Here is a 20544-nt window from a genome sequence, read left to right as displayed (position 1 = left end):
GAGCGAGCTCTACCCGATGGCGCTGCGGCTGGACGGGCGGCGGGTGCTCGTCGTCGGCGGGGGCGCCGTCGCCACCCGGCGGGTGCCGGCCCTGCTCGCCGCGGGTGCACGGGTCGACCTGGTCTCCCCGGTGCTCACCCCGGCGCTGCGGGGGCTGGTCGACGCCGGGCGGGTGCACTGGTCCGAGCGTGGCTTCCAGCCCTCCGATGTGGACGGTGCCTGGCTGGTGCAGGTGGCCGTGGACGACCCGGCCGCGGCGGCCGAGGTGAGCGCGGCGGCCGAGGAGCGGCGGGTGTTCTGCGTGCGCGCCGACGACCGGCACGAGGCGACAGCCTGGACCCCGGCGGTGGCCCGGCACGGCGCGGTCACGGTCGCCGTGCTCAGCGGGGACCCGCGCCGCTCCGCCGCGATCCGCGACGCCGTCCGGGACGCGCTGGCCGGCGGCGCGATCGGCCACCCGGGCGCCCCGGCGCGCGAGCACCGGCCCGCGGCCGGGAACGGGGCCGGTTGGGTTGCACTCGTCGGTGCCGGCCCGGGCGACCCCGAACTGATCACCGTGCGGGGCCGGCGCCTGCTCGCGGCGGCGGAGGTGGTGGTCGCCGACCGCCTGGTCCCCGGCCTGCTCCTGGACGAGCTGGGCCCGGACGTGGAACTGATCGACGCCTCCAAGATCCCGTACGGGCCGCAGCGGGCCCAGGAGGAGATCAACCGGATCCTGGTGGACCGGGCGCTGGCCGGCCGCGCGGTGGTCCGGCTCAAGGGCGGCGACCCGTACGTGTTCGGCCGGGGCGGCGAGGAGGCCGTGGCCTGCGCGGCGGCCGGCGTGCCGGTGACCGTGGTGCCGGGCGTCACCAGCGCGATCGCGGTACCCGCCGCGGCCGGCATCCCGGTCACGCACCGCGGCGTGGCGCACGAGTTCGTCGTGGTCTCCGGCCACGTCGCCCCGGACGACCCGGCGTCGCTGGTCGACTGGCCGGCCCTGGCCCGGCTGCGCGGCACGCTCGTCGTGCTGATGGGGCTGCGGCACCTGCCCGCGATCGCCGCCAAGCTGCTGGCGCACGGCCGCGACCCGGCCACCCCGGCAGCCGTGGTCCAGGAGGGCACGACCGCGCACCAGCGCACGGTGCGCGCCCCCCTGGGCGAGGTGGCCGCGGCGGTCGCCGCGGCCGGCCTGCGGCCCCCGGTGATCGTGGTGATCGGCGGGGTGGTCAGCTCCGGGACAGCCGCACCGCGCAGCTGATCAACCCCAGGTGCGAGTACGCGTGCGGGTGGTTGCCCAGCCCGCGCTCGGCGACCGGGTCGTACTGCTCGGGCAGCAGCCCGGTGGGGCCGGCGGTGAGCACCATCTGCTCGAACAGTTCCTCCGCGTCGAGCCGCCGCCCGGTGCGCAGGTACGCCTCGATCAGCCACGTCGTGCAGATGTGGTAGCCGCCCTCCACGCCGGGCAGTCCGTCGTCCCAGTGGTACCGGTAGACGACCGGCCCGGAACGCAGCTCCGACTCGACCTTGAGCACGGTCGCCAGGAACCGCGGATCGTCGTCCGGCAGCAACCCGGACAGGCCGACCCACAGCGCGGAGGCGTCGACGTCCTCCTCCCCGTACGCGACCGTGAACGCGCCGGCCCGCTCGTTCCAGCCGTGCTCCAGCACGTCGGTGCCGATCTGGTCCCGCAGCTCCTTCCACTGCGGCTCCTGCGCCCGGAGTCGGTCCGGCCCGCCGTGCGCGGCCAGCACCCGCAGCGCGCGGTCGACCGTCAGCCAGCACATGATCTTGGAGTACACGTGGTGCCGGGGCGCCAGGCGGGCCTCCCACGGGCCCTGGTCCGGCTCGTGCCAGCGGCGCTCCACCGCCTGCACCATCGCCTCCAGTACCCGCAGCTCGCGGGGCAGCGCGGTGCCGCGGGCGCCCGCCACCGCCGCGATCAGGTCGGCCACCTGGCCGAACACGTCCAGCTGGAGCTGGCGGTTGGCGAGGTTGCCGACCCGCACCGGCCGGGAGCCCGCGTACCCGGGCAGGATCTCGATGACCGCCTCGGGGCCCAGTTCGTTGCCGTCCAGCGTGTAGAGCGGGTGCAGCCGCTCCGGGTGGCCGTCGGTGCGCTCGACGCGCGCCTCCACCCAGCGCAGGAACGCCTCCGCCTCGCCCACCGAGCCCAGCTCCACCAGGGCGCGGGCGGTCATCGCCGCGTCACGCAGCCAGCAGTACCGGTAGTCCCAGTTGCGGACGCCGCCCAGCTCCTCGGGCAGTGACGTGGTGGCGGCGGCGAGGATGCCGCCGGTCTCCCGGTGGCACAGCCCGCGCAGCGTGAGGGCGCTGCGGATGACCTGCTCCCGGCCGACGGACGGCAGCCGCAGCGACCCCGCCCACTCCCGCCAGCCGCGCTCCGTGCGGATGCGGCGGTCGGCGGCCGGGACCGGGGCCGGCGTCAGGTCGTGCGTGCCGAACCGCAGCTCCAGGGTCAGCGTGCCGCCGCAGACGGACAGGTCGACCAGCGCCCGGGCGGAGTGCGTCTCGCCATCGGTGACGATCTCCCACGCGACGCCCGGGGAGTGCAGGGCGACCGGCTCGTTGGAGCCGAGCACCACCAGCCCGTCCGCGCCGTCCTGGTGGCGGGCCTCCAGGCTGATGGCCACCTGCCCGTACTCGGGGCGCGGCGCGAACTCCACCCAGGCCCGCCCGCTGCCGGTGAGCGTGCGGACCAGCACCGAGTCGTTGCCCAGGGTGTCCAGCCAGTCGGTCACGGTCAGCCCGGACCAGCGGGTCTCCACGGTCATCGTGTGCTGCCGGTAACGCTGGCCGAGCGGCAGCGCCTCCCGCTCCGGGGTCACCGAGAAGTGCCCGGCCGGGGTGCCGCCGAGCAGGTCCGCGAAGATCGCCGACGAGTCCGGGCGGGGGTGGCACAGCCAGCTGATCCGGCCGGCGGGGGTCACCAGGGCGACCGTGCGGCGGTTGGCGAGCATCGAGTGCCGCTCGATCGACACCGCGTGCTCCCCGTACAGCCACTTGCGCCGGGTCTCCAGCAGCAGCCCGAGCACCCGGGCCGCCTCGATCGGCTCGGCCACCCGGAACTGCGCCCGGGTGTCGCCCGGTCCGATCTTGATGCCGATGTCCGGCCCGTGCAGGCTGGCGAAGCCGTTCTCGTCGGTCACGTCGTCGCCGATGAACAGCACCGCGCTCGCACCCACCTGCTGGCGCAGCGCGTCGAGCGCGGTGCCCTTGTGGGTGCGGATCGCGGACAGCTCGATGACCATCTTGCCCTGGGTGACGTGCACCTCGGGCCAGGCCGCCGGGCCGGTCAGGACCGCCTCGTTGACCTCGGCGGCCACCTGCGGCTCGGCGGTCCGGGTGTGCACCGCGACGCTGGCCGGCTTGTGCTCCAGCCGCACGCCGGGCCGCCCCCGCACGATGTCCTCGAGGGTGGCCTGGAGCCGGGCCCGCAGGTCGATCTCGTCCGGGCCGAGGCGCTCGACGAAGCCGATGTCGAACTCCGAGCCGTGGCTGCCCACCAGGTAGATCTCGCTGGGCAGCCGGGACAGGGTGGCCAGGTCGCGCAGGGCGCGGCCGGACACCACCGCCGCGGAGGTCTGCGGGAGCGTGGCGAGCGCGCGCAGGGCCGCCACCGACTCCGGCAGCGGCCGGGCGGTGGTGGGGTCGGGGACGATGGGCGCCAGGGTGCCGTCGTAGTCGCAGGCGACCAGCAGGTTCGGCACGCGGGCGGCCCGCCCGACGGCGGCGCGCAGGGCGGGGTCGAGTTGATCTGTCACTTATTCGTTCTCCGGTACACCCAGGGTGGAAAGGAAGGACTTGGCCCACTGCCGCACGTCATGGCTGCGTAGGTGGCGCTGCATTATCCGCATACGGCGCCGGGCCTCCACCGGTTCGACGTGCACGGCACGGATCAGCGCGTCCTTGACACCGTCCGGATCGTGCGGGTTGCACAGGAACGATTGACGCAACTCCGTGGCGGCGCCGGCGAACTCGCTGAGTACCAGGGCGCCGCCGGTGTCGGCGCGGGCGGCGACGTACTCCTTGGCGACGAGATTCATCCCGTCGCGCAGTGGCGTCACCATCATGACATCGGCGGCCAGGTAGAGCGCCGCCAGTTCGCTGCGGCTGTAGGACTGGTGCAGATAGTGCACCGCCGGGACGCCGACCTTGGCGAACTCGCCGTTGATCCGCCCCACCTCGCGTTCGACCTTGACCCGCAGCGCCTGGTAGTGCTCGACCCGCTCCCGGCTCGGGGTGGCGACCTGCACCATGACCGCCTCCGGCACGGTCAGCTTCCGGTCGGCCAGCAGTTCGCGGAACGCCTTGAGGCGCAGCTCGATGCCCTTGGTGTAGTCCAGCCGGTCCACGCCCAGGATGATCGTCTTCGGGTTGCCCAGCTCCTCGCGGATCTGTTTGGCGCGCGCCTGCACCTCCGGGGTGGCGACCATCGCCTCCATCTCCTTGACGTCGATGGAGATGGGGAACGCACCGGCCCGCACCGGTCGCCCGTCCACGTCGATGACCTGGCCCTCGTACCGCAGGCCGAGCAGGTGCCGGGCGAGCCGGACGAAGTTCTGGGCGGCCAGCCGCTGCTGGAAGCCGACCAGGTCGGCGCCGAGCAGGCCGCGCAGGATCTCCGCCCGCACCGGCATCTGCATGAACAGCTCGATCGGCGGGAACGGGATGTGCAGGAAGAACCCGATCCGCAGGTCCGGGCGCTGCTCGCGGAGCATCGCGGGCACCAGTTGGAGCTGGTAGTCCTGCACCCAGACGGTGGCGCCCTCCGCGGCCACCTCCGCCGCCGCGTCGGCGAAGCGCTGGTTCACCATCCGGTACGCCTCGCGCCAGCGCCGCTTGAACACCGGGGTCTCGACCGCGTCGTGGTACAGCGGCCAGATCGTCGCGTTGGACGAGCCCTCGTAGTACCGCTCCAGCTCCTCGGCCGACAGCGGCACCGGGTGCAGGCGGATGCCGTCCAGCTCGAACGGCTCGGGAGCGTCGCCGGTGCCGCCGGCCCAGCCGACCCACGTGCCGCGGTGCTCGACCAGCACGGGGTGCAGCGCGGTCACCAGGCCGCCCGGGCTGCGCCGCCATTCACGCCCCTGGGAGGTCGTCACCTCGTCCACCGGTAGACGGTTGGCGACGACGACGAACGAGCTGCGTACGGTCATGCATGCCTCCGGCCGACGAGCGGGTTCACCAGCGAGGGTACTGAACCGTGGGTGCCGGCCGGTACTTGAGGGCCGCCAGGGAATGTGGCAACCCGGGGTGACCTTGTGATTCTGTGGTCCCTGGCACACCGGAGTGCGGGGGCGGGCCGACCGGCCGACCACCCGCCTGGGAGGATTGACCGGACGGCGGCCCGAGCCGCACGACTTTCTGCGAATTACCGGAGGTAGGCCGCACCGTGGCCCAGTACATCTACGTCTTGGAGAAGGCGCGCAAGGCGCACGGCGACAAGGTCGTGCTGGACAACGTGACGCTGAGCTTCCTGCCCGGTGCGAAGATCGGCGTCGTCGGCCCGAACGGGGCCGGCAAGTCCAGCCTGCTCAAGATCATGGCGGGGTTGGACCGGCCCAGCAACGGCGAGGCCCGGCTGATGCCCGGCTACACCGCCGGCCTGCTGGCGCAGGAGCCGCCGCTGAACGAGGAGAAGACCGTTCTCGGCAACATCGAGGAGGCGGTCGCCGAGACGAAGGCGAAGCTGGAGCGGTTCAACAAGATCGCCGAGCAGATGGCGACGGACTACTCCGACGAGCTGATGGAGGAGATGGGCCGGCTTCAGGAGGAGCTGGACCACGCCGACGCGTGGGACATCGACTCCAAGCTCGAACTGGCGATGGACGCGCTGCGCTGCCCGCCGCCGGACGCCGAGGTCGGCCAGCTCTCCGGTGGCGAGCGGCGCCGGGTGGCGCTGTGCAAGCTGCTGCTGGAGGCGCCGGACCTGCTGCTGCTGGACGAGCCCACCAACCACCTGGACGCGGAGAGCGTGCAGTGGCTGGAGCAGCACCTGGCCAAGTACGCCGGCACCGTGCTGGCGATCACCCACGACCGGTACTTCCTGGACAACGTGGCCGGCTGGATCCTCGAGCTGGACCGCGGCCGGGCCATCGGCTACGAGGGCAACTACTCCACGTACCTGGAGAAGAAGGCGCAGCGGCTGTCCGTGGAGGGCCGCCGGGACGCCAAGCTGAAGAAGCGGCTGTCCGACGAGCTGGAGTGGGTGCGGTCCAACGCCAAGGCGCGGCAGACCAAGTCGCGCGCCCGGCTGGACCGGTACGAGGAGATGGCCACCGAGGCGGAGAAGACCCGCAAGCTGGACTTCGAGGAGATCCAGATCCCGCCGGGCCCGCGCCTGGGCAACACGGTCATCGAGGTCAGCCACCTGAAGAAGGGCTTCGGCGACCGGGTCCTCATCGACGACCTGAGCTTCTCGCTGCCGCGCAACGGCATCGTCGGCATCATCGGCCCGAACGGCGTCGGTAAGACCACGCTGTTCAAGACGATCGTGGGCCTGGAGCAGCCGGACGCCGGCGCGGTGAAGGTCGGCGAGACGGTCCAACTGTCCTACGTCGACCAGAACCGCGAGGGCCTGCACGGCGACAAGACCGTCTGGGAGATCGTCTCCGACGGGCTGGACCACCTGATGGTCGGCAAGGTCGAGATGCCGTCCCGGGCCTACGTGGCCGCGTTCGGCTTCAAGGGCCCGGACCAGCAGAAGCCCACGAAGGTGCTCTCCGGTGGCGAGCGCAACCGGCTCAACCTGGCGCTCACGCTGAAGATCGGCGGGAACGTGATCCTGCTCGACGAGCCCACCAACGACCTGGACGTGGAGACCCTGTCCAGCCTGGAGAACGCGCTGCTGGAGTTCCCCGGCTGCGCCGTGGTGATCTCCCACGACCGGATGTTCCTGGACCGGGTCGCCACGCACATCCTGGCCTGGGAGGGCACCGAAGAGGACCCGGACCGCTGGTTCTGGTTCGAGGGCAACTTCGAGGCGTACGAGAAGAACAAGATCGACCGGCTGGGCGCCGAGGCGGCCCGGCCGCACCGGGTGACGTACCGGAAGTTGACCCGAGACTGAGATCACCCGTGCGCGGGTAGCGGCCGGATCGGCGGCATGTGGGACGCTGTCCCCATGCTGCCGACCGCCTCCCGCGGTGGGGTGTGACCGGTTTGCGGTACATCCACCACGTCGCCGTCCGCTGGTCCGACATGGACGCCTACGGCCACGTCAACAACGCCCGCTTCCTCACCCTGTACGAGGAGGCGCGGGTCGCCCTGATGTTCATCGGTGCGCGCGCGGCGGGGCTCACCTCGCTGGAGCGGGGCGTGGTGATCGTCCGCCACGAGGTCGACTACCTGCGCCCGGTCGACTTCGACGACAAGGTCCGCATCGAGTTGTGGATCGAGCAGATTCGACCGTCCCGGTTCGACGTCGGGTACGAGTTGTTCGACGGCGACGCGGTGGCCAGCCGGGCCCGCTCGGTCTGCGCGCCGTACGACCTGGCGGCGCAGCGTCCCCGCCGGCTCACCGCCGAGGAGGCCGAGTTTCTGGGCCGGTACCGGGAGGAGCAGCCATGAGCGCGACCGGGCTGACCCACGGCCTGGCCGGCGTGTCGGACGCCGGGGCCTTCCTGGCCCGGCTGGCCCGCCTGAACCCGGCGGCCCCGGTGCGCCTGTGCCGGGCCGGCGCCGGTGTCGAACTGTGGGCGATGCTGCCGTGGAACGTGCTGGTCACCCGCACGGTCCGGGGCGGGGGCTGCGGTGACGTGACGGTCTCCGCCGGTGCCCTGCTGGCGGAACTGGCCAAGGGGGGCACGATTCTGCCGCCGGCCCGCGACGGGGACTGGCGCTGGCCGCTGCCGCCGAACGCGGTCGAGCAGGTCGAGCGGGTGCCCGCGTCCCGGCTGCGCCGGATCGGGGCGGCCGCCGCCGGTACGCTGCGCGAGGCCGCCGAGAGCGGGGTGCGCGGCCGCCCGGTGGGGCAGCGGGTCCTGCGCGACGCGCTCCTCGACCACGTGGCGATCACCGTGACCACCCCGTCCGGCCCGCCGATCGAGGTGCCGCAGCGGCTCGTGCAGGCCGTCCTCCAGATGGGCTTCCTGGGCGCCGCCGACGCCGCCGGGCAGGAGGCGCCGGTGGGGGTCAGGAGCGGCGGTGACTGGGTCGGGCTGGCCGCACCGTTTGGCACCGCGTGGCTGCGCACGGCCCACACCCTGTCGCTGCGCCCCCGGGGGTAGGTTTCCCGGCTTCCGCCCGGGATGGGCCTAGTCATCCATTCGGCTGACCCGTTATGGTCCGTGAAGACAACGCAGGCCGTTGGGGGGATGACCTGAGCCGGCTGTACGGGTAGCGTCGTGCCTCGGGTCCGACGCACAGTACTCAGCCGGATCCGCTGGGGAGCGAGGTGCACGACTATGCCGTGGTGGTCATGGCGCCCCGGGCAGCCGGGTGGCGGAACGTCCGGTTCGCGGTCAGCGACCGGAGCCGAGCGGGCCGTGCGATTCGGCCCACCGGCCCAGCGCAGCCCCTCGTCGGCGCCTCCGCCGGCGGAACGCCAGGCCGAGCGCCCGATCGAGCGCCAGGTGGAGCGGTCGAGCGTCGAGACCCTTCCGGTGGTCGTCTCCGAGGTCACGCTCCAACGCCTCGGCGAGGCTCTCGACCTGCTGGACGTGAAGTACCTGGCCGACGGCGACGGCAGCCTGCTGGCGATGTGGGAGCGGCACGCCGTGCTGTTCACTTTGGAGGGTCCGGACGACGAGATCCTCGTGGTGCGCGCCCGGCCGCACTCCACCGTCCCGCCGGACTGGGCCGACCACGCGTACCGGGTCGTCAACGAGTGGAACCACACCCGCCGGTTCTGCAAGGCGTACGTGGGCGACCCGACCGAGCGCGGCCAGTTGCCGATCTACGCGGAGATGCAGGTCCCGCTCTCCGCCGGGGCGCACGACGCGCTCCTGGTGGAGTTGCTGGACTGCGGCGCCGCGGTCGCCACGTCCTTTGTGGACTGGCTGCACGACGAGGGCGCGCTGCTCTGACCGGCGCCGGCCGGACCGGGTCTTGTGAGGACGGGCGCCACCACCCTTGACGCCCGTCCTCACCGCACCGGCCGTGCGTCAGCCGACCGGTCGCCGCACCACGCCGGCCGGCTTGATGACGGGCCGGCCGGCATCCCAGGCGCCGGGGCGGCCGGAGCCGCCCGTGGCGCCGGTGGGGAACATGCCGATCCGGCCGTGGTACTCGCGGCCGAGTTGGTCGGTGTCGGAGCCGACCAGCAGCCCCTCGGGGATGGCGACGAACGCTCGCACCCCCACGCCCCGGGTACGGGTGGGGTTCCACGGCAGTGCCTTGCCGGTGCGCGGGTCGATCGCCCCGATCCCCGGTCGGCTCACCGCACCCGGGCCGGCCGTCTTGTGCCCGTACGGGTTGTCCAGCCACTGCTGGTGGCCGCCCACGTAGACGGCGCTGCCGGTCACGGCCACCGCGTACAGGGTGTTCCCGCCCGTGTGGTTCACCCACGTCGGATCGTGCCGCCCCGTGCCGGCCAGGTCGAAGCGCGCCGCCGTATCGCACATCCGGTCCGGTGCCGAGTCGTGCCCGGTGGTGACCACCACGAAGTAGCTGCCGTCCGGGGCGAGGTCCACGCCGCGCACGTACGTCTCGAAGTCGCTGGGGCTGCACACCGGCTGGTAGGCGGTGGTGTACCAGTCGACCGCGGCGCCGTCGCGGGCGTCGAGCACCGCCACCTGGCTGCGCGGCTGCTCGCCGGCGTGGGTCAACCCGCCGATGACCACGAGGCGGGCGCCGTTGGGCGAGAGCGCCATGTCCTCCACTTTGACCCGGGTCAGGCCCCGCGCCGCCAGCCTCGCGTCGAACCCGTGGTCCACGGCGCCGGTCACGGCGTCGATCCGGGCCAGTCCGACGCGGGGCACGCCGGTCATGGCGCTGAACGTGCCGCCCGCGTACACCCGGTCGCCCCGGACGGCGAGCGTGCGCACGTCGCCCCAGTTGATCCGGGCCGCGAAGTCGGGCAGCCGTGCCCCGTCGCTGACCCGCAGCCGCGCGACGCCCCGCTGACTGGCGCCGTTGACCTGCTTGAACGCCCCGCCCACGTAGACGGTGCCGTCGGCGCCCGGTGCCAGCGCGTACACCGGACCGTCGAGGTCCGGGGCGAAGGAGTGCACCTGCCCGTTGTCCAGCCCGAATGCGAACAGGTACGGCCGCTGGTACCGCCAGCGGGCCGGGGCGTCCGTCACCTCGGTGAAGTCGCCGCCGACCACCACCGTCCGGTCCACCACGGTGATCGCCCGGACCGTCCCGTCCAGCACGTGGGGGGTCCAGTCCACCGGGTCGTCGCTCACCACTTCGGGGTGTGCGGTCTGTGCCGTGGCGGGCAGGACCCCGGCGGCCACGGTCGTGGCGATGAGGGCGGTGAAGGCGAGTAGGCGTCGGCGCATGGGGGCGGCTCCCGTGACGGCTCGGGGATGGGGACACACCGTCAACGAAGAAATGCCCTTTTCGTTCTGCCTTGTCCGTGTGTCGTGTGGCCCGGCGCGGTGCGGGAGGGGGCGGAGGCCGCTGTGGCTCGCCGCGCGTCAGGGGGTGGGGGAGGCGTCATCCATGGTGTTGACCATGAACCAGGCGGCGCGCTCCAGGTAGTCCCAGAAGATCTTGTCCTGCTCCGGCGGGAGGTTGAGCGTGGTCAGGGCGCGGCGCATCTGGGCGAGCCAGGCGTCCCGCTCGGCGGGGCCGATGCGGAACGGGGCGTGGCGCATGCGCAGGCGGGGGTGGCCGCGCCGCTCGGAGTAGGTGGTCGGGCCGCCCCAGTACTGCATGAGGAACAGCCGGAACCGCTCGTTGGCCGGGCCCAGATCCTCCTCCGGGTAGAGGGGACGCAGGATCGGGTCGGTGGCGACCCCGGCGTAGAACTCGTCGATCAGCTTGCGGAACGCGGGCTCGCCGCCGATCTCGTCGTAGAAGGTGGAGGGGTCGCTCACCCCTCCATACTGCCAGGTCTACAGGGAGACCCCGCCCGTGGCGGGCCGCGCGGCCTCGCCCGCGGCGGCGCTCGGGATGGCGCCCGTGACGGCGTGCCCGGCGGCCGGCACCGGCTGGGCGGGCGCGGCGGCGGCCTCGTTGAGTTGCGCGTTGGTGGTGATGGCGTGCTCGATGGAACTGGCGGAGGGCCAGTTGAGGGAGGCGGCGAGGATCAGCGCGACCCCGGCGAGGCTCCACAGGCCGACCACCATCGGCAGGCTGAGCCGGTCGGCGAGCAGGCCGGTCGCCATGACGCCCACGCCCTGCATGATCTGCACACCGCTCTGCATGACGCCGAACGCCCGGGCCCGGTAGGCCGCGGGCAGAACCTGCACGAACAGGCCGTTGGCCGCCGGCAGCATGCCGGCGGTGGCGAAGCCGCAGCAGGCGGACATCAGGGCGATGCCGGCCACCGGCGGGTTCAGCACCGCCGGTACCAGGGCCAGCGGCGCCAGCACCGCGAACGGCCGGATCAGGGACCGGCGCATGGCGGGGCGGACGAGACGGCCGATGATCAGGCCGGCGAGGACGTAGCCGACGTGGTGGGCCGCCATGATCACGCTCTGGCTGACGCCGCGCGCACCGTCGCTGCTCACCTCGGCGGCCCAGGCGGCCGCCAGCCCGTCCGGGACGGCGGCGACCAGCATGGAACTGAACACCAGGATCGCGATCGCCCGCAGGATGCGGGTGCCGAAGACGACGCGGAACCCATCGACGGTGTCTCGGAGCAGGTGGCGCTCCTCCTCGGCGGGCAGCAGCGAGGGGTGCTCGCGCAACCCGACGCGCAGCAGTACGGCCGAGATCAGGAACGTGAACCCGTCGACGATCAGCGCCAGCCGGGGGTTCACCGGGACCAGCAGCGAGCCGACCGCGTACCCGGTGAACTGGGCGATTTGGCCGGTGGTGATGTTCAGGGCCAGGCCGACGACGAGCCGGTCGCCGGTGAGCAGGACCGGGATGAGCGCGGAGCGGGCCGCCTGGGCCGGCGGGTTCAGCAGGGCGGTGAGGAACAGCAGGCCGAGCAGCGCCGGGATGGGCAGGAACGGGAGCGCGACCGCCGAGATGAGCAGCATTCGCAAGACATCGCAGAACACCATGACCCGCCGGAACGGCAGCCGCTCGGCGAGCGCCGCGAGGAACGGCCCGCCGACGATCCAGGGTGCGTAACTGAGCGCGAACGTCGCGGCGGACAGCGCGACCGAGGAGGTCTTCTCGTAGACCAGGCCGGTGACGGCGGCGCGCGCGAGGTAGTCGCCGAACCAGGAGATGGCGCTCGCCAGGTACAGTGCCCCGAACTCCCGGCTCGCGAACACCTCGCGAAATGTCGCCGGGCGCTGTGTGGCACGCACCTCGCTGGACACGGGGTCCTCCATCGCTACCGACAGCCACCGCCACGGTGTTTCTCGTCGCGGAACGTAGCCAAACGGTTCGGACTCTTCGACCTATCGGCAAGCTTCGACCGAAGCTTTGTCCGGGATTCTGCCTGAATTGCTTAACCCTGGCTAGGGCGAACGGCGGTGTGGTCGTCTGTCCGACTGAACGAAAGGACGATACCTAAGTCGCCGGCCGGTACGGAACCCTAGGCCGCCCGGTCGAGGCGGCCGATCCGTCCAGGCCACGTTGATAACGCCGGTACCGCCGGGTGGTCAGGTGGCGCTGCCCGCGCCGAGCGCGTCGTCGGGGGGTGCGGCCGGTCGGGGGTACACCCGGCCGGCGGCGATCCGGGCCGTGATGCCGGCGTCGTCCAGCGCCTCGGCGAGCCGGCGGCGCAGTGCGCGGTTGACCCGGAACTGGCCCTCGGCGGTGGTCTTGGCGATCGTGCGGACCACCGCGCCGTCCACCGTGATCTGCTCGACCCCGAGCACCTCCGGCGGGTCGATGAAGTACTCGGCGTACGCCGGGTCCCCGGCGACCGTGGCGGCGGCCTCGCGCAGCACGGTGCCGGCCTCCTCGACGCCGGCGAAGCCGATCGGCATGTCCACGACCACCACCGCCCAGCCCTGGCTCTTGTTGCCGACCCGGACGATCTCGCCGTTGCGGATGTACCAGAGGACGCCCCGGCCGTCCCGGATCGTGGTGACCCGCAGCCCCACCGACTCGACCGTGCCGGTCGCCTCGCCCACGTCCACCGTGTCGCCGACGCCGTACTGGTCCTCCAGCAGCATGAACAGCCCGGCGATCAGATCCTTCACCAGGGACTGCGCGCCGAAGCCCAGGGCCACGCCGACGATGCCGGCGCTGGCCAGCAGCGGGCCGAGGTTGAACCCGAGTTCGCCGAGGACCAGCAGCAGCGCGACCCCGAACACGGTGGCGGTGACGAAGCTGCGCAGCACCGACCCGATCGCCTCGGCGCGCTGGCGGCGGCGTTCGGGAATGGCGGCGGCGTCCTGCTGGAGGGCCGCGTTCATCCGCTCCCGCAGCGGCTTCAGCGCGGTCGGGACGGCGCCGTTGGAAGTGGTCCGGACCAGCCGGCTGATCGCCCGCTGGAGCAGGAACCGCAGCAGCACCGCGACCAGGATGATGCCGAGAATGCGCAGCGGCTTGATCAGAATCCAGTAGCTGCTCTCGGCGAACCAAACGGAGCCCGTGAGGTCGTACATCTGGGTGCACAGCGGATCGTTGGTGCAGGCCGGCCCGATGGTCTCGGTGGGGGCCCCGGGGCTCGGGTCGGGCGGCAGCGCCAGAAGGGCTTCGAGTGGCAGGCGTGCGAGCACGGACCTTTAGTACCGCATTGGGGGCGGGTGTGACAGGCGGGGTCCCGCATGGGCGTCGGTCAATCGGTACGAAACGGGCAACTCACGCAGCGGTGTCAAAGCTTCACTTCCCAGGGGCGTGATCGGGGGGCGATTAGTACGTGCAATTCACTCACCTATCGGGGACTATTGGCGCACAGGCGTCGGCGATCGGTCGGCGCGGCGAGGCCGCATGCGGTGGCCGCGCGGAGTCCGTCGGCAACTGACAGGAGCGGGGCCCAGGACCGGAGGGTGACGGCGATGCCTGACATACGCAGCAGGAGTGCCGCCGCGTTGGTTCTCAACGCGACATACGAGCCCCTGTGCGTGGTGTCCGTCCGCCGAGCGACCATCCTCGTGTTGTCCGCCCGTGCCGTGTGCGTCGCGGACGGCGAGGGCATGCTGCACAGCGTCCGCCGCGAGATGCCCGTCCCGTCCGTGATCCGGCTGACTCGGTACGTGCGCGTGCCGTATCGGACCCACATCGGCCTGTCCCGCCGGGCGATCTTCGCCCGGGACGGCGGCCGGTGCGCGTACTGCCGCGGGCCGGCCGAGACGATCGACCACGTCATGCCGCGCAGCCGGGGCGGCCGGCACGCCTGGGAGAACGTGGTGGCGGCCTGCGCCCGGTGCAACCACACCAAAGGGGATCGCACCGTCGCCGAACTCGGTTGGCGGCTCAACGCCATCCCCGCCGCGCCGAAGGGCGCGGCGTGGCGCGTCTTGGGGCACCGGACGCCCGATCCCCGCTGGGCGGACTGGCTCGACCTGCCCGGGATGGCGGCCTAGCGCCCGGCCCGGTTATGTCACGCGCGTGCGCTGCGCCGGGAACGCCAGGTAGGAGCCGTCCGCGACGATGTCGCGCAGCCGCGCCAGCCCGGTGTACACGTCCTCGTACCGGGTGTACAGCGGGGCGAGGCCGAGGCGCAGGCGGTCCGGGGTGCGGAAGTCGGGGATCACCTTCGCCGCCTTGAGTGCCTGGCACATCCGCCACGCCTGCGGGTGGTGCAGCGTGACGTGGGCGCCCCGGCGGTCGTCGTCGCGTGGCGAGGCGAGCGTCAGGCCGAGCGGGGCCAGCCAGGCGTCGTACAGGTCGCACGCGTACCGGCCGAGCCCGCGTGCCTTGGCGGCGATCCGGTCGATGCCCGCCTCCGCGGTGAGCCGGATGCCCTCCAGCGCCCCGTACGCGCCGAGCACCGGCGGGGTGCCCACCAGGAACCGGTCGATCGAGTCCGCCGGGTCGTAGCCGCCGGCCATGCCGAATTGGTCCCGCTGGCCGAACCAGCCCCAGATGGGTTGGCGCAGTTCGGCCTGGAGCCCGCCGCGCACGTACACGAAGGACGGGGCGCCCGGCCCGCCGTTGAGGTGCTTGTACGTGCAGCCGGCCGCCAGGTCGGCGCCGGCCGCCGCGAGCGGGATCGGCACCGAGCCGACCGAGTGCGACAGGTCCCACAGGGTCAGCGCCCCGGCGGCGTGCGCGTCGGCGGTGATGCCGGGCAGGTCGGCGACGGCGCCGGACCGGTACGCGACGTGCGACAGGCTGACCAGGGCCACATCGTCGTCCAGGGCGTCCCGGACCGCGGCCGCGTCCACGCCCCGGTCCGGGTCGGTCGCGAGGACCCGCAGGTCCAGGCCCCGCGCGGCGGCGAGGCCCTGGAGCACGTACCGGTCGGTGGGGAAGTTGTCGTCGTCCGTGACGATGACGCGGCGCCCGGGGCGGGCGTCGAGCGCGGCGGCGGCGAGCTTGTAGAGGTTGACCGTGGTGGAGTCGGCGAGTACCAGCTCCTCGGGCGCGGCGTCCAGGACCCGGCCGGCGAGCGCGGCGCCGGCCTCGCGGGCCAGCCCGATCCACTCCGACCAGCCGTCGATGAGCCGCTCGCCCCACTCCGTCTCGACGACGGTGCGGAGCCGGTCCCGGGTGGCCAGCGGGAGCCTGCCCAGGGAATTTCCGTCCAGATAGATCAGATCGTCATCGACGATGATAAATCGGCTCCGGAATCCGGCGAGGTCGTCGCGGGCATCGAGCGCGCGGGCGGCGGCGAGGAGATCGTCCACGGCGCCACGGTAGACACCGCGATAGATCGCCCCCGGCTCGGGTATCCCCTGGTGGCTCCGCTACCGTGAGACCGTCCGAAGTCGTTGCGACGCCGGGGGGCGGAGGCATTGGCCGTTAGCAGTACGGTGCTCATCTATGTCATCGTGCCCGCGGTGATCTTCGCGGTCGTCGCCGCCCTGGCGATGCTCGGCGGGAGCCGGCGCCGTGGCCGCCGGTACCGGCCGGGGCGGCCGTACGAGTTCACCCCGGTCTGGTTCCTGTCCAACGCGGCGGGCGGCGCCGAGCCCGGCGGTGGCCGGGAGCTCGCCGCGGGCGGCACCTACCGCGCCCTGCCGGCCACCTCGGCCGCGGCCGGGCTGACGGTGCAGGAGCGGCCGGCCGGGCCGCGCGGTACGGGAGGCGCAAGTGACCGCTGGTAGCCACACCCAGGGCGAGGTGAACCCGGTCGCGGACCCCGTCGACTCGCCGTTCACCACCCGCCAGCTGCTCCGCCTCGACGAGGCGCTGCGGATCGCCGACGAGTCCACCGGGCTGACCTACAGCCTGTACGTGGGCGAACTGGACGAGCCGGTCCGCGGGCACGCCGAGAAGCTGCTCGCCGAACTGCCCGCCCCGGACGACTCGGTCCTGCTGGCGGTCTCGCCCGGCCAGCGCGTCCTGGAGATCGTGACCGGGGCGAACGCCCGCAAGCGGATCACCGACCGGGACGCCAAGCTGGCCGCCCTGTCGATGGCGGCCGCGTTCACCGGCGGCGACCTGGCCGGCGGTGTGATCAGCGGCCTGGCGCAGCTGGCCGACCGGGGCGGCCGGAGCCGCTGACCCGCCGCCGCGGCGGCGCACCCGGCGGCGGTACGACCACGACCTCTTCCGGTGGGTCTCCAAACGGCGTCATGGCCGATCGGACGCGCCGCGTTCCCGGGTGGTTCCCGCCCGGCGCCACCCATGCGACGACAAGGGGGCCGGCGCCCAGACGGGCCGGCCCCCTTCGCACGCCCCTCAGGCCGCCGCGTCCCGCTCCCGCGCCCGCAGCGCCCGCACCACGCCGTCCTTGCCCTCCGCGACCAGCCGGCGCAGCGACGCCGGGCGCCCGGCCTCGGCCAGCCACGCGTCGGTCTCGGCGACCGTCTCGCCGCTGATCTGGAACGTCGGGTAGGCCAGCAGCACGAACTCGTGCGCCGGGCCGCTGTCCAGCCTCGCCCAGGCGGCGTCCACCACCTCGTGGTACCGCCGCGCGTACGGCGCGGTCAGCCCCACCTGCACCGGGTGCTGGAAGCCCTCCAGCAGCGACCGGTGCAGCCAGTTCGGCAGCGCCTCGTCGCCGGTCAGGCGGCGCCACACCTCGGCCTTGGCCGCCTCGGTCGGCACCAGCGCCAGCACCCGGGCGGCCTCCCGCTCGCCGCTGGCGGTGCGGTCCCGCTCCAGCTCCGCCTCGATCTCCTGCTCGTCGGCCGCCCCGTTCGCCACCAGCGTGGCCAGCAGCGCCCAGCGCAGCTCGGTGTCGATCGCCAGGCCCTCCGGCACGCCGTCGCCGGCCAGCCAGCCGCGCAGCACGGCCAGCTCCGCCGCGGACCGGGCCGCGCCGACGAACGCCCGGGCCCACTGCAACTGGGCCCCGCTGCCCGGCTCGGCGCCCGCCGCGGTGGCCCGCGCGACCCGGGCGAACTCCGCCCAGCCGGTCGGCGCCCACGCCGGGTCCGCGTAGTACGACAGCGCCCCCGCGACCTGGCGCAGCACGCCGGTGACCAGGCTCATGTCCCGCTCGGCGGGCAGGCCGGCCAGGACCAGCGCCACGAAGTCGCGGGCCGGAAGTTCCGCGTCCCGGACCATGTCCCAGGCCGCCGTCCAGAGCAGCGAGCGGGCCAGCGACGACTCCATGCCGGCGATGTGCCGCACCACCGCCGCCATCGACCGCTCGTCCAGGCGCACCTTGGCGTAGGTCAGGTCGTCGTCATTGAGCAGCAGCACGTCCGCCGCCGGGCGGCCGGCCAGCGCCGGCACCTCGGTGCGCTCGCCGGCCACGTCCACCTCGACGCGCTCCCGGCGGACCAGCGCGCCGTCCTTCAGGTCGTACAGGCCGATCGCGAGCCGGTGGGTGCGCAGCGTCGGGTACTGCGCCGGCGCCTCCTGGAGTACCGCCACCGAGGCGTACGTGCCGTCGCCCGCCAGCTCGAACGACGGGTGCAGCGTGTTGACCTGCGCCGTCTGCAACCACTGCGCCGAGAAGTCCCGCAGTTCCCGGCCGGAGGCCGCCTCCAGGGCGCTCAGCAGGTCCGTGAACGTCGCGTTGCCCCACGCGTGCTTCGCGAAGTACGAGCGCAGCCCCGCCAGGAACGCCTCCTCGCCCACGTACGCGACCAGCTGCTTGAGCACGCTGGCGCCCTTGGCGTACGTGATGCCGTCGAAGTTGACCTCGACGGCGGCGACGTCCGGCATCTCGGTGTAGACCGGGTGGGTGGAGGAGAGTTGGTCCTGCCGGTAGCCCCAGTTCTTGCGGATCGCCAGGAACGTGGTCCAGGCGTCGGAGAACCGGGTGGCGTTGGCGTTGCACCAGTGGCTGGCCCACTCCGCGAACGACTCGTTCAGCCACAGGTCGTCCCACCAGCGCATGGTCACCAGGTCGCCGAACCACATGTGCGCCAGTTCGTGCAGGATGGTGTTGGCGCGGTTCTCGTGCTCGTAGTCGGTCACCTGGGACCGGAAGATGTAGCGCTGCTCGGCGTGCACCACGCAGCCGAAGTTCTCCATCGCGCCGGCGTTGAAGTCGGGCACCCACAGCTGGTCGTACTTGGGGAGCGGGTAGCGCACCCCGAACTTCTCGTGGAAGTAGTCGAAGCCCTGCTTGGTGACCAGGAACAGGTCGTCCGCGTCGGTGTACCGGGCCATGCTGCGCCGCGCGTAGACGCCGAGGTCGATGCCGTCGTGGTGGTCGGTGAACTCCTGGTACGGGCCGGCGCACAGCGCGGTCACGTAGGTGCTCATCCGCACCGAGGGGACGAAGTGGACCGTCTTGGCGCCCGCGTCCGCCGGCTCCTCCCGCTCCACCGGCATGTTGGACACCACCCGCCAGTGCCCCGGCACGGTCGCCCGCCAGGTGTACTGGCTCTTCAGGTCCGGCTGGTCGAAGCAGGCGAAGACGCGCTGGGCGTCGTTCGTCTCGAACTGGCTGTAGAGGTAGACCTCCTTGTCCACCGGGTCCACGCTGCGGTGCAGGCCCTGGCCGCTGGAGGAGTACGGGAAGTCGGCGTCCACCACCAGCACGTTCTCCTCGGCCAGGTCGGGCACCGGCAGCCCGCCCTCCGGGCTCCAGCCCGACCCGTCCAGCGGCTCGCCGTTGAGCGTGGCCGACCGCAGCCGCTCCGCCGCCACCTCCACGAACGTGCCCGCGCCGGGCTGGGCGCAGCGGAACCGCACCTCGGTGACCGAGCGGAAGGTGCCCTCGCCGGGGCCACCGGTGCCATCCGTCAGATCCAGGCTGATGTCGTACCCCGTCACGTCGAGCAGGCGGGCCCGCTCGATCGCCTCCACCTGGGTCAGGTTGTGCACTCCGGCCACGGCCAACTCTCCATCCACAAGGTCGATCCGGCCGTCGTCGTTGGCGGCGGACCCGGTACGGCGCCCCGTCCCTGCGCCGAGTTTTGCATGCCACCCTAGCCGGGCCGGCGTGCCCCAGGTCACTTGCTGAGCGCCGTGCAGGGTGGGGGCAAGGGGTACAGGATGCGTAAGGAGCGTCATGATGGACACTCCACACTCCGGTCCGATTTCAGGGGAGGCTCGGCGTGGCCGACGAGCGCAACACCGCAGACATGTGGTTCGACCCCATCTGTCCCTGGGCGTGGATGACGTCCCGGTGGCTGCTGGAGGTCGAGAAGGTCCGGGAGATGGCCATCCGGTTCCACGTGATGAGCCTGTCCGTGCTGAACGAGGGCCGTGCCGAACTGCCCGAGCAGTACCGCGAACTGATGGCGAAGGGCTGGGGGCCGGTACGGGTCTGCATCGCCGTCGAGCAGAAGTACGGGCCGGAGAAGCTGCGGGACCTCTACACCGCGCTCGGCACCCGCATCCACCTCGGCAAGCAGGATCTGGGCCCCGACCTGTACCGTGCCGCCCTGGCGGAGGTCGGTGCCGACCCGGCGCTGGCCGCCGTCGCCGACTCCACCGAGTACGACGGGGCGCTGCGCGCCAGCCACAACGCCGGCATGAAGCCGGTCGGCACCGACGTGGGCACCCCGGTCATCCACGCGCCCGGCCCGGTGCCCGGCGAGCGGATCGCCTTCTTCGGTCCGGTCGTCACCCCCGCGCCCAAGGGCGACGCCGCCGCCCGCCTCTGGGACGGCGTCCTGCTGGTCGCCGGCACCCCCGGCTTCTACGAGCTGAAGCGCACCCGGGAGTTGGGTCCGATCTTCGACTGAACCGCTGTCCGCCACCCGCCAGAGGGGTGCCGCCGGCGTGACCCGGGCGCGACGCTGGTCGTTGCCCACAGTGACACGGCACCCTTCTGACGGAGGCGACTTTCGGTGGCCGAGAACAACCCGACCCCCTGGCGGCGCCGCGCCGCCCGGTCCGAGGTCGAGGCCAGCACCGGCACCAGCTACTGGACCGTCGACCCGCCACCCCCGGCCGCCTCCGGCCCGCCCGCCGACCTGGTCGCGCCGCCGATCCTGGTCGGCGCGTTCCCGGTCCGCCCCGAGCCCGCCCTGGTCCCGTAACACGTCCTGCGGGGCGGGTGCC

The 20544-nt window shown here is 72.9% G+C and carries 18 protein-coding genes; 10 read left to right on the top strand and 8 right to left on the bottom strand.

The window, feature by feature from the left end:
* Positions 1-16 precede the first annotated feature (16 nt).
* Positions 17-1240, top strand: coding sequence for a uroporphyrinogen-III C-methyltransferase (cobA, locus tag KJS59_RS14430; protein WP_213453446.1), 1224 nt, complete (start codon positions 17-19; stop codon positions 1238-1240).
* Here cobA and otsB read toward each other — a convergent pair.
* Positions 1209-3764: a trehalose-phosphatase gene (gene otsB, locus KJS59_RS14425; protein WP_213453382.1), complete on the bottom strand. Its 2556-nt coding sequence runs from the start codon at positions 3762-3764 to the stop codon at positions 1209-1211. The two genes, cobA and otsB, sit on opposite strands and share 32 nt — an antisense overlap.
* Positions 3765-5159, bottom strand: a complete 1395-nt coding sequence (locus KJS59_RS14420; protein ID WP_213453381.1) for an alpha,alpha-trehalose-phosphate synthase (UDP-forming) — start codon at positions 5157-5159, stop codon at positions 3765-3767.
* A 236-nt stretch (positions 5160-5395) separates the two neighbouring features.
* On the opposite strand from KJS59_RS14420, the gene ettA reads away from it, so the two are divergent.
* The 4 genes from ettA (at position 5396) to KJS59_RS14400 (ending at position 9029) form a co-directional block, all read left to right on the top strand.
* Positions 5396-7072, top strand: a complete 1677-nt coding sequence (gene ettA / locus KJS59_RS14415; protein ID WP_213453380.1) for an energy-dependent translational throttle protein EttA — start codon at positions 5396-5398, stop codon at positions 7070-7072.
* Between the two features lie 92 nt (positions 7073-7164).
* Complete coding sequence (locus tag KJS59_RS14410; protein ID WP_213453445.1) at positions 7165-7572, top strand: acyl-CoA thioesterase; 408 nt, start codon at positions 7165-7167, stop codon at positions 7570-7572.
* Positions 7569-8231 (top strand): hypothetical protein, encoded by a 663-nt coding sequence (locus KJS59_RS14405; RefSeq protein ID WP_213453379.1) that lies wholly within the window; start codon positions 7569-7571, stop codon positions 8229-8231. The genes KJS59_RS14410 and KJS59_RS14405 overlap by 4 nt, the downstream gene beginning before the upstream one ends.
* A 177-nt stretch (positions 8232-8408) precedes the next feature.
* A complete protein-coding gene (locus KJS59_RS14400) occupies positions 8409-9029 on the top strand; it encodes a type III secretion system chaperone family protein (protein WP_249714118.1) in 621 nt (206 codons plus the stop codon).
* A 78-nt stretch (positions 9030-9107) separates the two neighbouring features.
* On the opposite strand, the gene KJS59_RS14395 is transcribed toward KJS59_RS14400, so the two are convergent.
* The 4 genes from KJS59_RS14395 to KJS59_RS14380 all read right to left on the bottom strand — a co-directional run bounded on the left by KJS59_RS14395 (position 9108) and on the right by KJS59_RS14380 (position 13742).
* Positions 9108-10448: a PKD domain containing protein gene (locus tag KJS59_RS14395; RefSeq protein WP_213453377.1), complete on the bottom strand. Its 1341-nt coding sequence runs from the start codon at positions 10446-10448 to the stop codon at positions 9108-9110.
* A gap of 138 nt (positions 10449-10586) precedes the next feature.
* On the bottom strand, positions 10587-10988 hold the full coding sequence (locus KJS59_RS14390) for a globin (protein ID WP_213453376.1): 402 nt from the start codon (positions 10986-10988) through the stop codon (positions 10587-10589).
* Positions 10989-11006: 18 nt separating this feature from the next.
* Positions 11007-12401: an MFS transporter gene (locus tag KJS59_RS14385; RefSeq protein WP_376771175.1), complete on the bottom strand. Its 1395-nt coding sequence runs from the start codon at positions 12399-12401 to the stop codon at positions 11007-11009.
* A 273-nt stretch (positions 12402-12674) separates the two neighbouring features.
* On the bottom strand, positions 12675-13742 hold the full coding sequence (locus KJS59_RS14380; RefSeq protein WP_376771174.1) for a mechanosensitive ion channel family protein: 1068 nt from the start codon (positions 13740-13742) through the stop codon (positions 12675-12677).
* 279 nt (positions 13743-14021) lie between these two features.
* Between KJS59_RS14380 and KJS59_RS14375 the strand changes: the two genes are divergently transcribed.
* Positions 14022-14549, top strand: a complete 528-nt coding sequence (locus tag KJS59_RS14375; RefSeq protein ID WP_213453374.1) for an HNH endonuclease — start codon at positions 14022-14024, stop codon at positions 14547-14549.
* 12 nt (positions 14550-14561) lie between these two features.
* On the opposite strand, the gene KJS59_RS14370 is transcribed toward KJS59_RS14375, so the two are convergent.
* Positions 14562-15815, bottom strand: coding sequence for a kynureninase (locus KJS59_RS14370; protein WP_213453373.1), 1254 nt, complete (start codon positions 15813-15815; stop codon positions 14562-14564).
* Between the two features lie 126 nt (positions 15816-15941).
* Between KJS59_RS14370 and ctaJ the strand changes: the two genes are divergently transcribed.
* Both ctaJ and KJS59_RS14360 read left to right on the top strand, forming a co-directional pair.
* Positions 15942-16235, top strand: coding sequence for an aa3-type cytochrome oxidase subunit CtaJ (gene ctaJ / locus KJS59_RS14365; protein WP_213453372.1), 294 nt, complete (start codon positions 15942-15944; stop codon positions 16233-16235).
* The gene (locus KJS59_RS14360) at positions 16222-16635 is read left to right on the top strand and encodes a DUF5130 family protein (protein WP_213453371.1); all 414 of its coding nucleotides are present in this window, start codon (positions 16222-16224) and stop codon (positions 16633-16635) included. The genes ctaJ and KJS59_RS14360 overlap by 14 nt, the downstream gene beginning before the upstream one ends.
* 177 nt (positions 16636-16812) lie before the next feature.
* On the opposite strand, the gene pepN is transcribed toward KJS59_RS14360, so the two are convergent.
* Positions 16813-19359, bottom strand: a complete 2547-nt coding sequence (gene pepN / locus KJS59_RS14355; protein WP_213453443.1) for an aminopeptidase N — start codon at positions 19357-19359, stop codon at positions 16813-16815.
* Positions 19360-19619: 260 nt separating this feature from the next.
* On the opposite strand from pepN, the gene KJS59_RS14350 reads away from it, so the two are divergent.
* Entirely contained in the window at positions 19620-20225 is a 606-nt protein-coding gene (locus KJS59_RS14350; RefSeq protein ID WP_213453442.1) for a mycothiol-dependent nitroreductase Rv2466c family protein, read from the top strand.
* Between the two features lie 105 nt (positions 20226-20330).
* Entirely contained in the window at positions 20331-20522 is a 192-nt protein-coding gene (locus KJS59_RS14345; RefSeq protein WP_213453370.1) for a hypothetical protein, read from the top strand.
* Positions 20523-20544: the final 22 nt, after the last annotated feature.

This window comes from Rhizomonospora bruguierae (genome assembly GCF_018397995.1).
Classification (GTDB): Bacteria; Actinomycetota; Actinomycetes; order Mycobacteriales; family Micromonosporaceae; genus Rhizomonospora; species Rhizomonospora bruguierae.
Note: the sequence above shows the minus strand (reverse complement) of the source record. Positions and strands in the feature narration are given on the sequence as shown.

Coding starts and splice junctions, on each gene's coding strand:
- cobA (WP_213453446.1), top strand. CDS start 17: ATGGCGCTGCGGCTGGACGGGCGGCGGGTGCTCGTCGTCGGCGGGGGC.
- KJS59_RS14420 (WP_213453381.1), bottom strand. CDS start 5,159: ATGACCGTACGCAGCTCGTTCGTCGTCGTCGCCAACCGTCTACCGGTG.
- KJS59_RS14405 (WP_213453379.1), top strand. CDS start 7,569: ATGAGCGCGACCGGGCTGACCCACGGCCTGGCCGGCGTGTCGGACGCC.
- KJS59_RS14400 (WP_249714118.1), top strand. CDS start 8,409: ATGCCGTGGTGGTCATGGCGCCCCGGGCAGCCGGGTGGCGGAACGTCC.
- KJS59_RS14395 (WP_213453377.1), bottom strand. CDS start 10,448: ATGCGCCGACGCCTACTCGCCTTCACCGCCCTCATCGCCACGACCGTG.
- KJS59_RS14385 (WP_376771175.1), bottom strand. CDS start 12,401: ATGGAGGACCCCGTGTCCAGCGAGGTGCGTGCCACACAGCGCCCGGCG.
- KJS59_RS14375 (WP_213453374.1), top strand. CDS start 14,022: ATGCCTGACATACGCAGCAGGAGTGCCGCCGCGTTGGTTCTCAACGCG.
- KJS59_RS14350 (WP_213453442.1), top strand. CDS start 19,620: ATGTGGTTCGACCCCATCTGTCCCTGGGCGTGGATGACGTCCCGGTGG.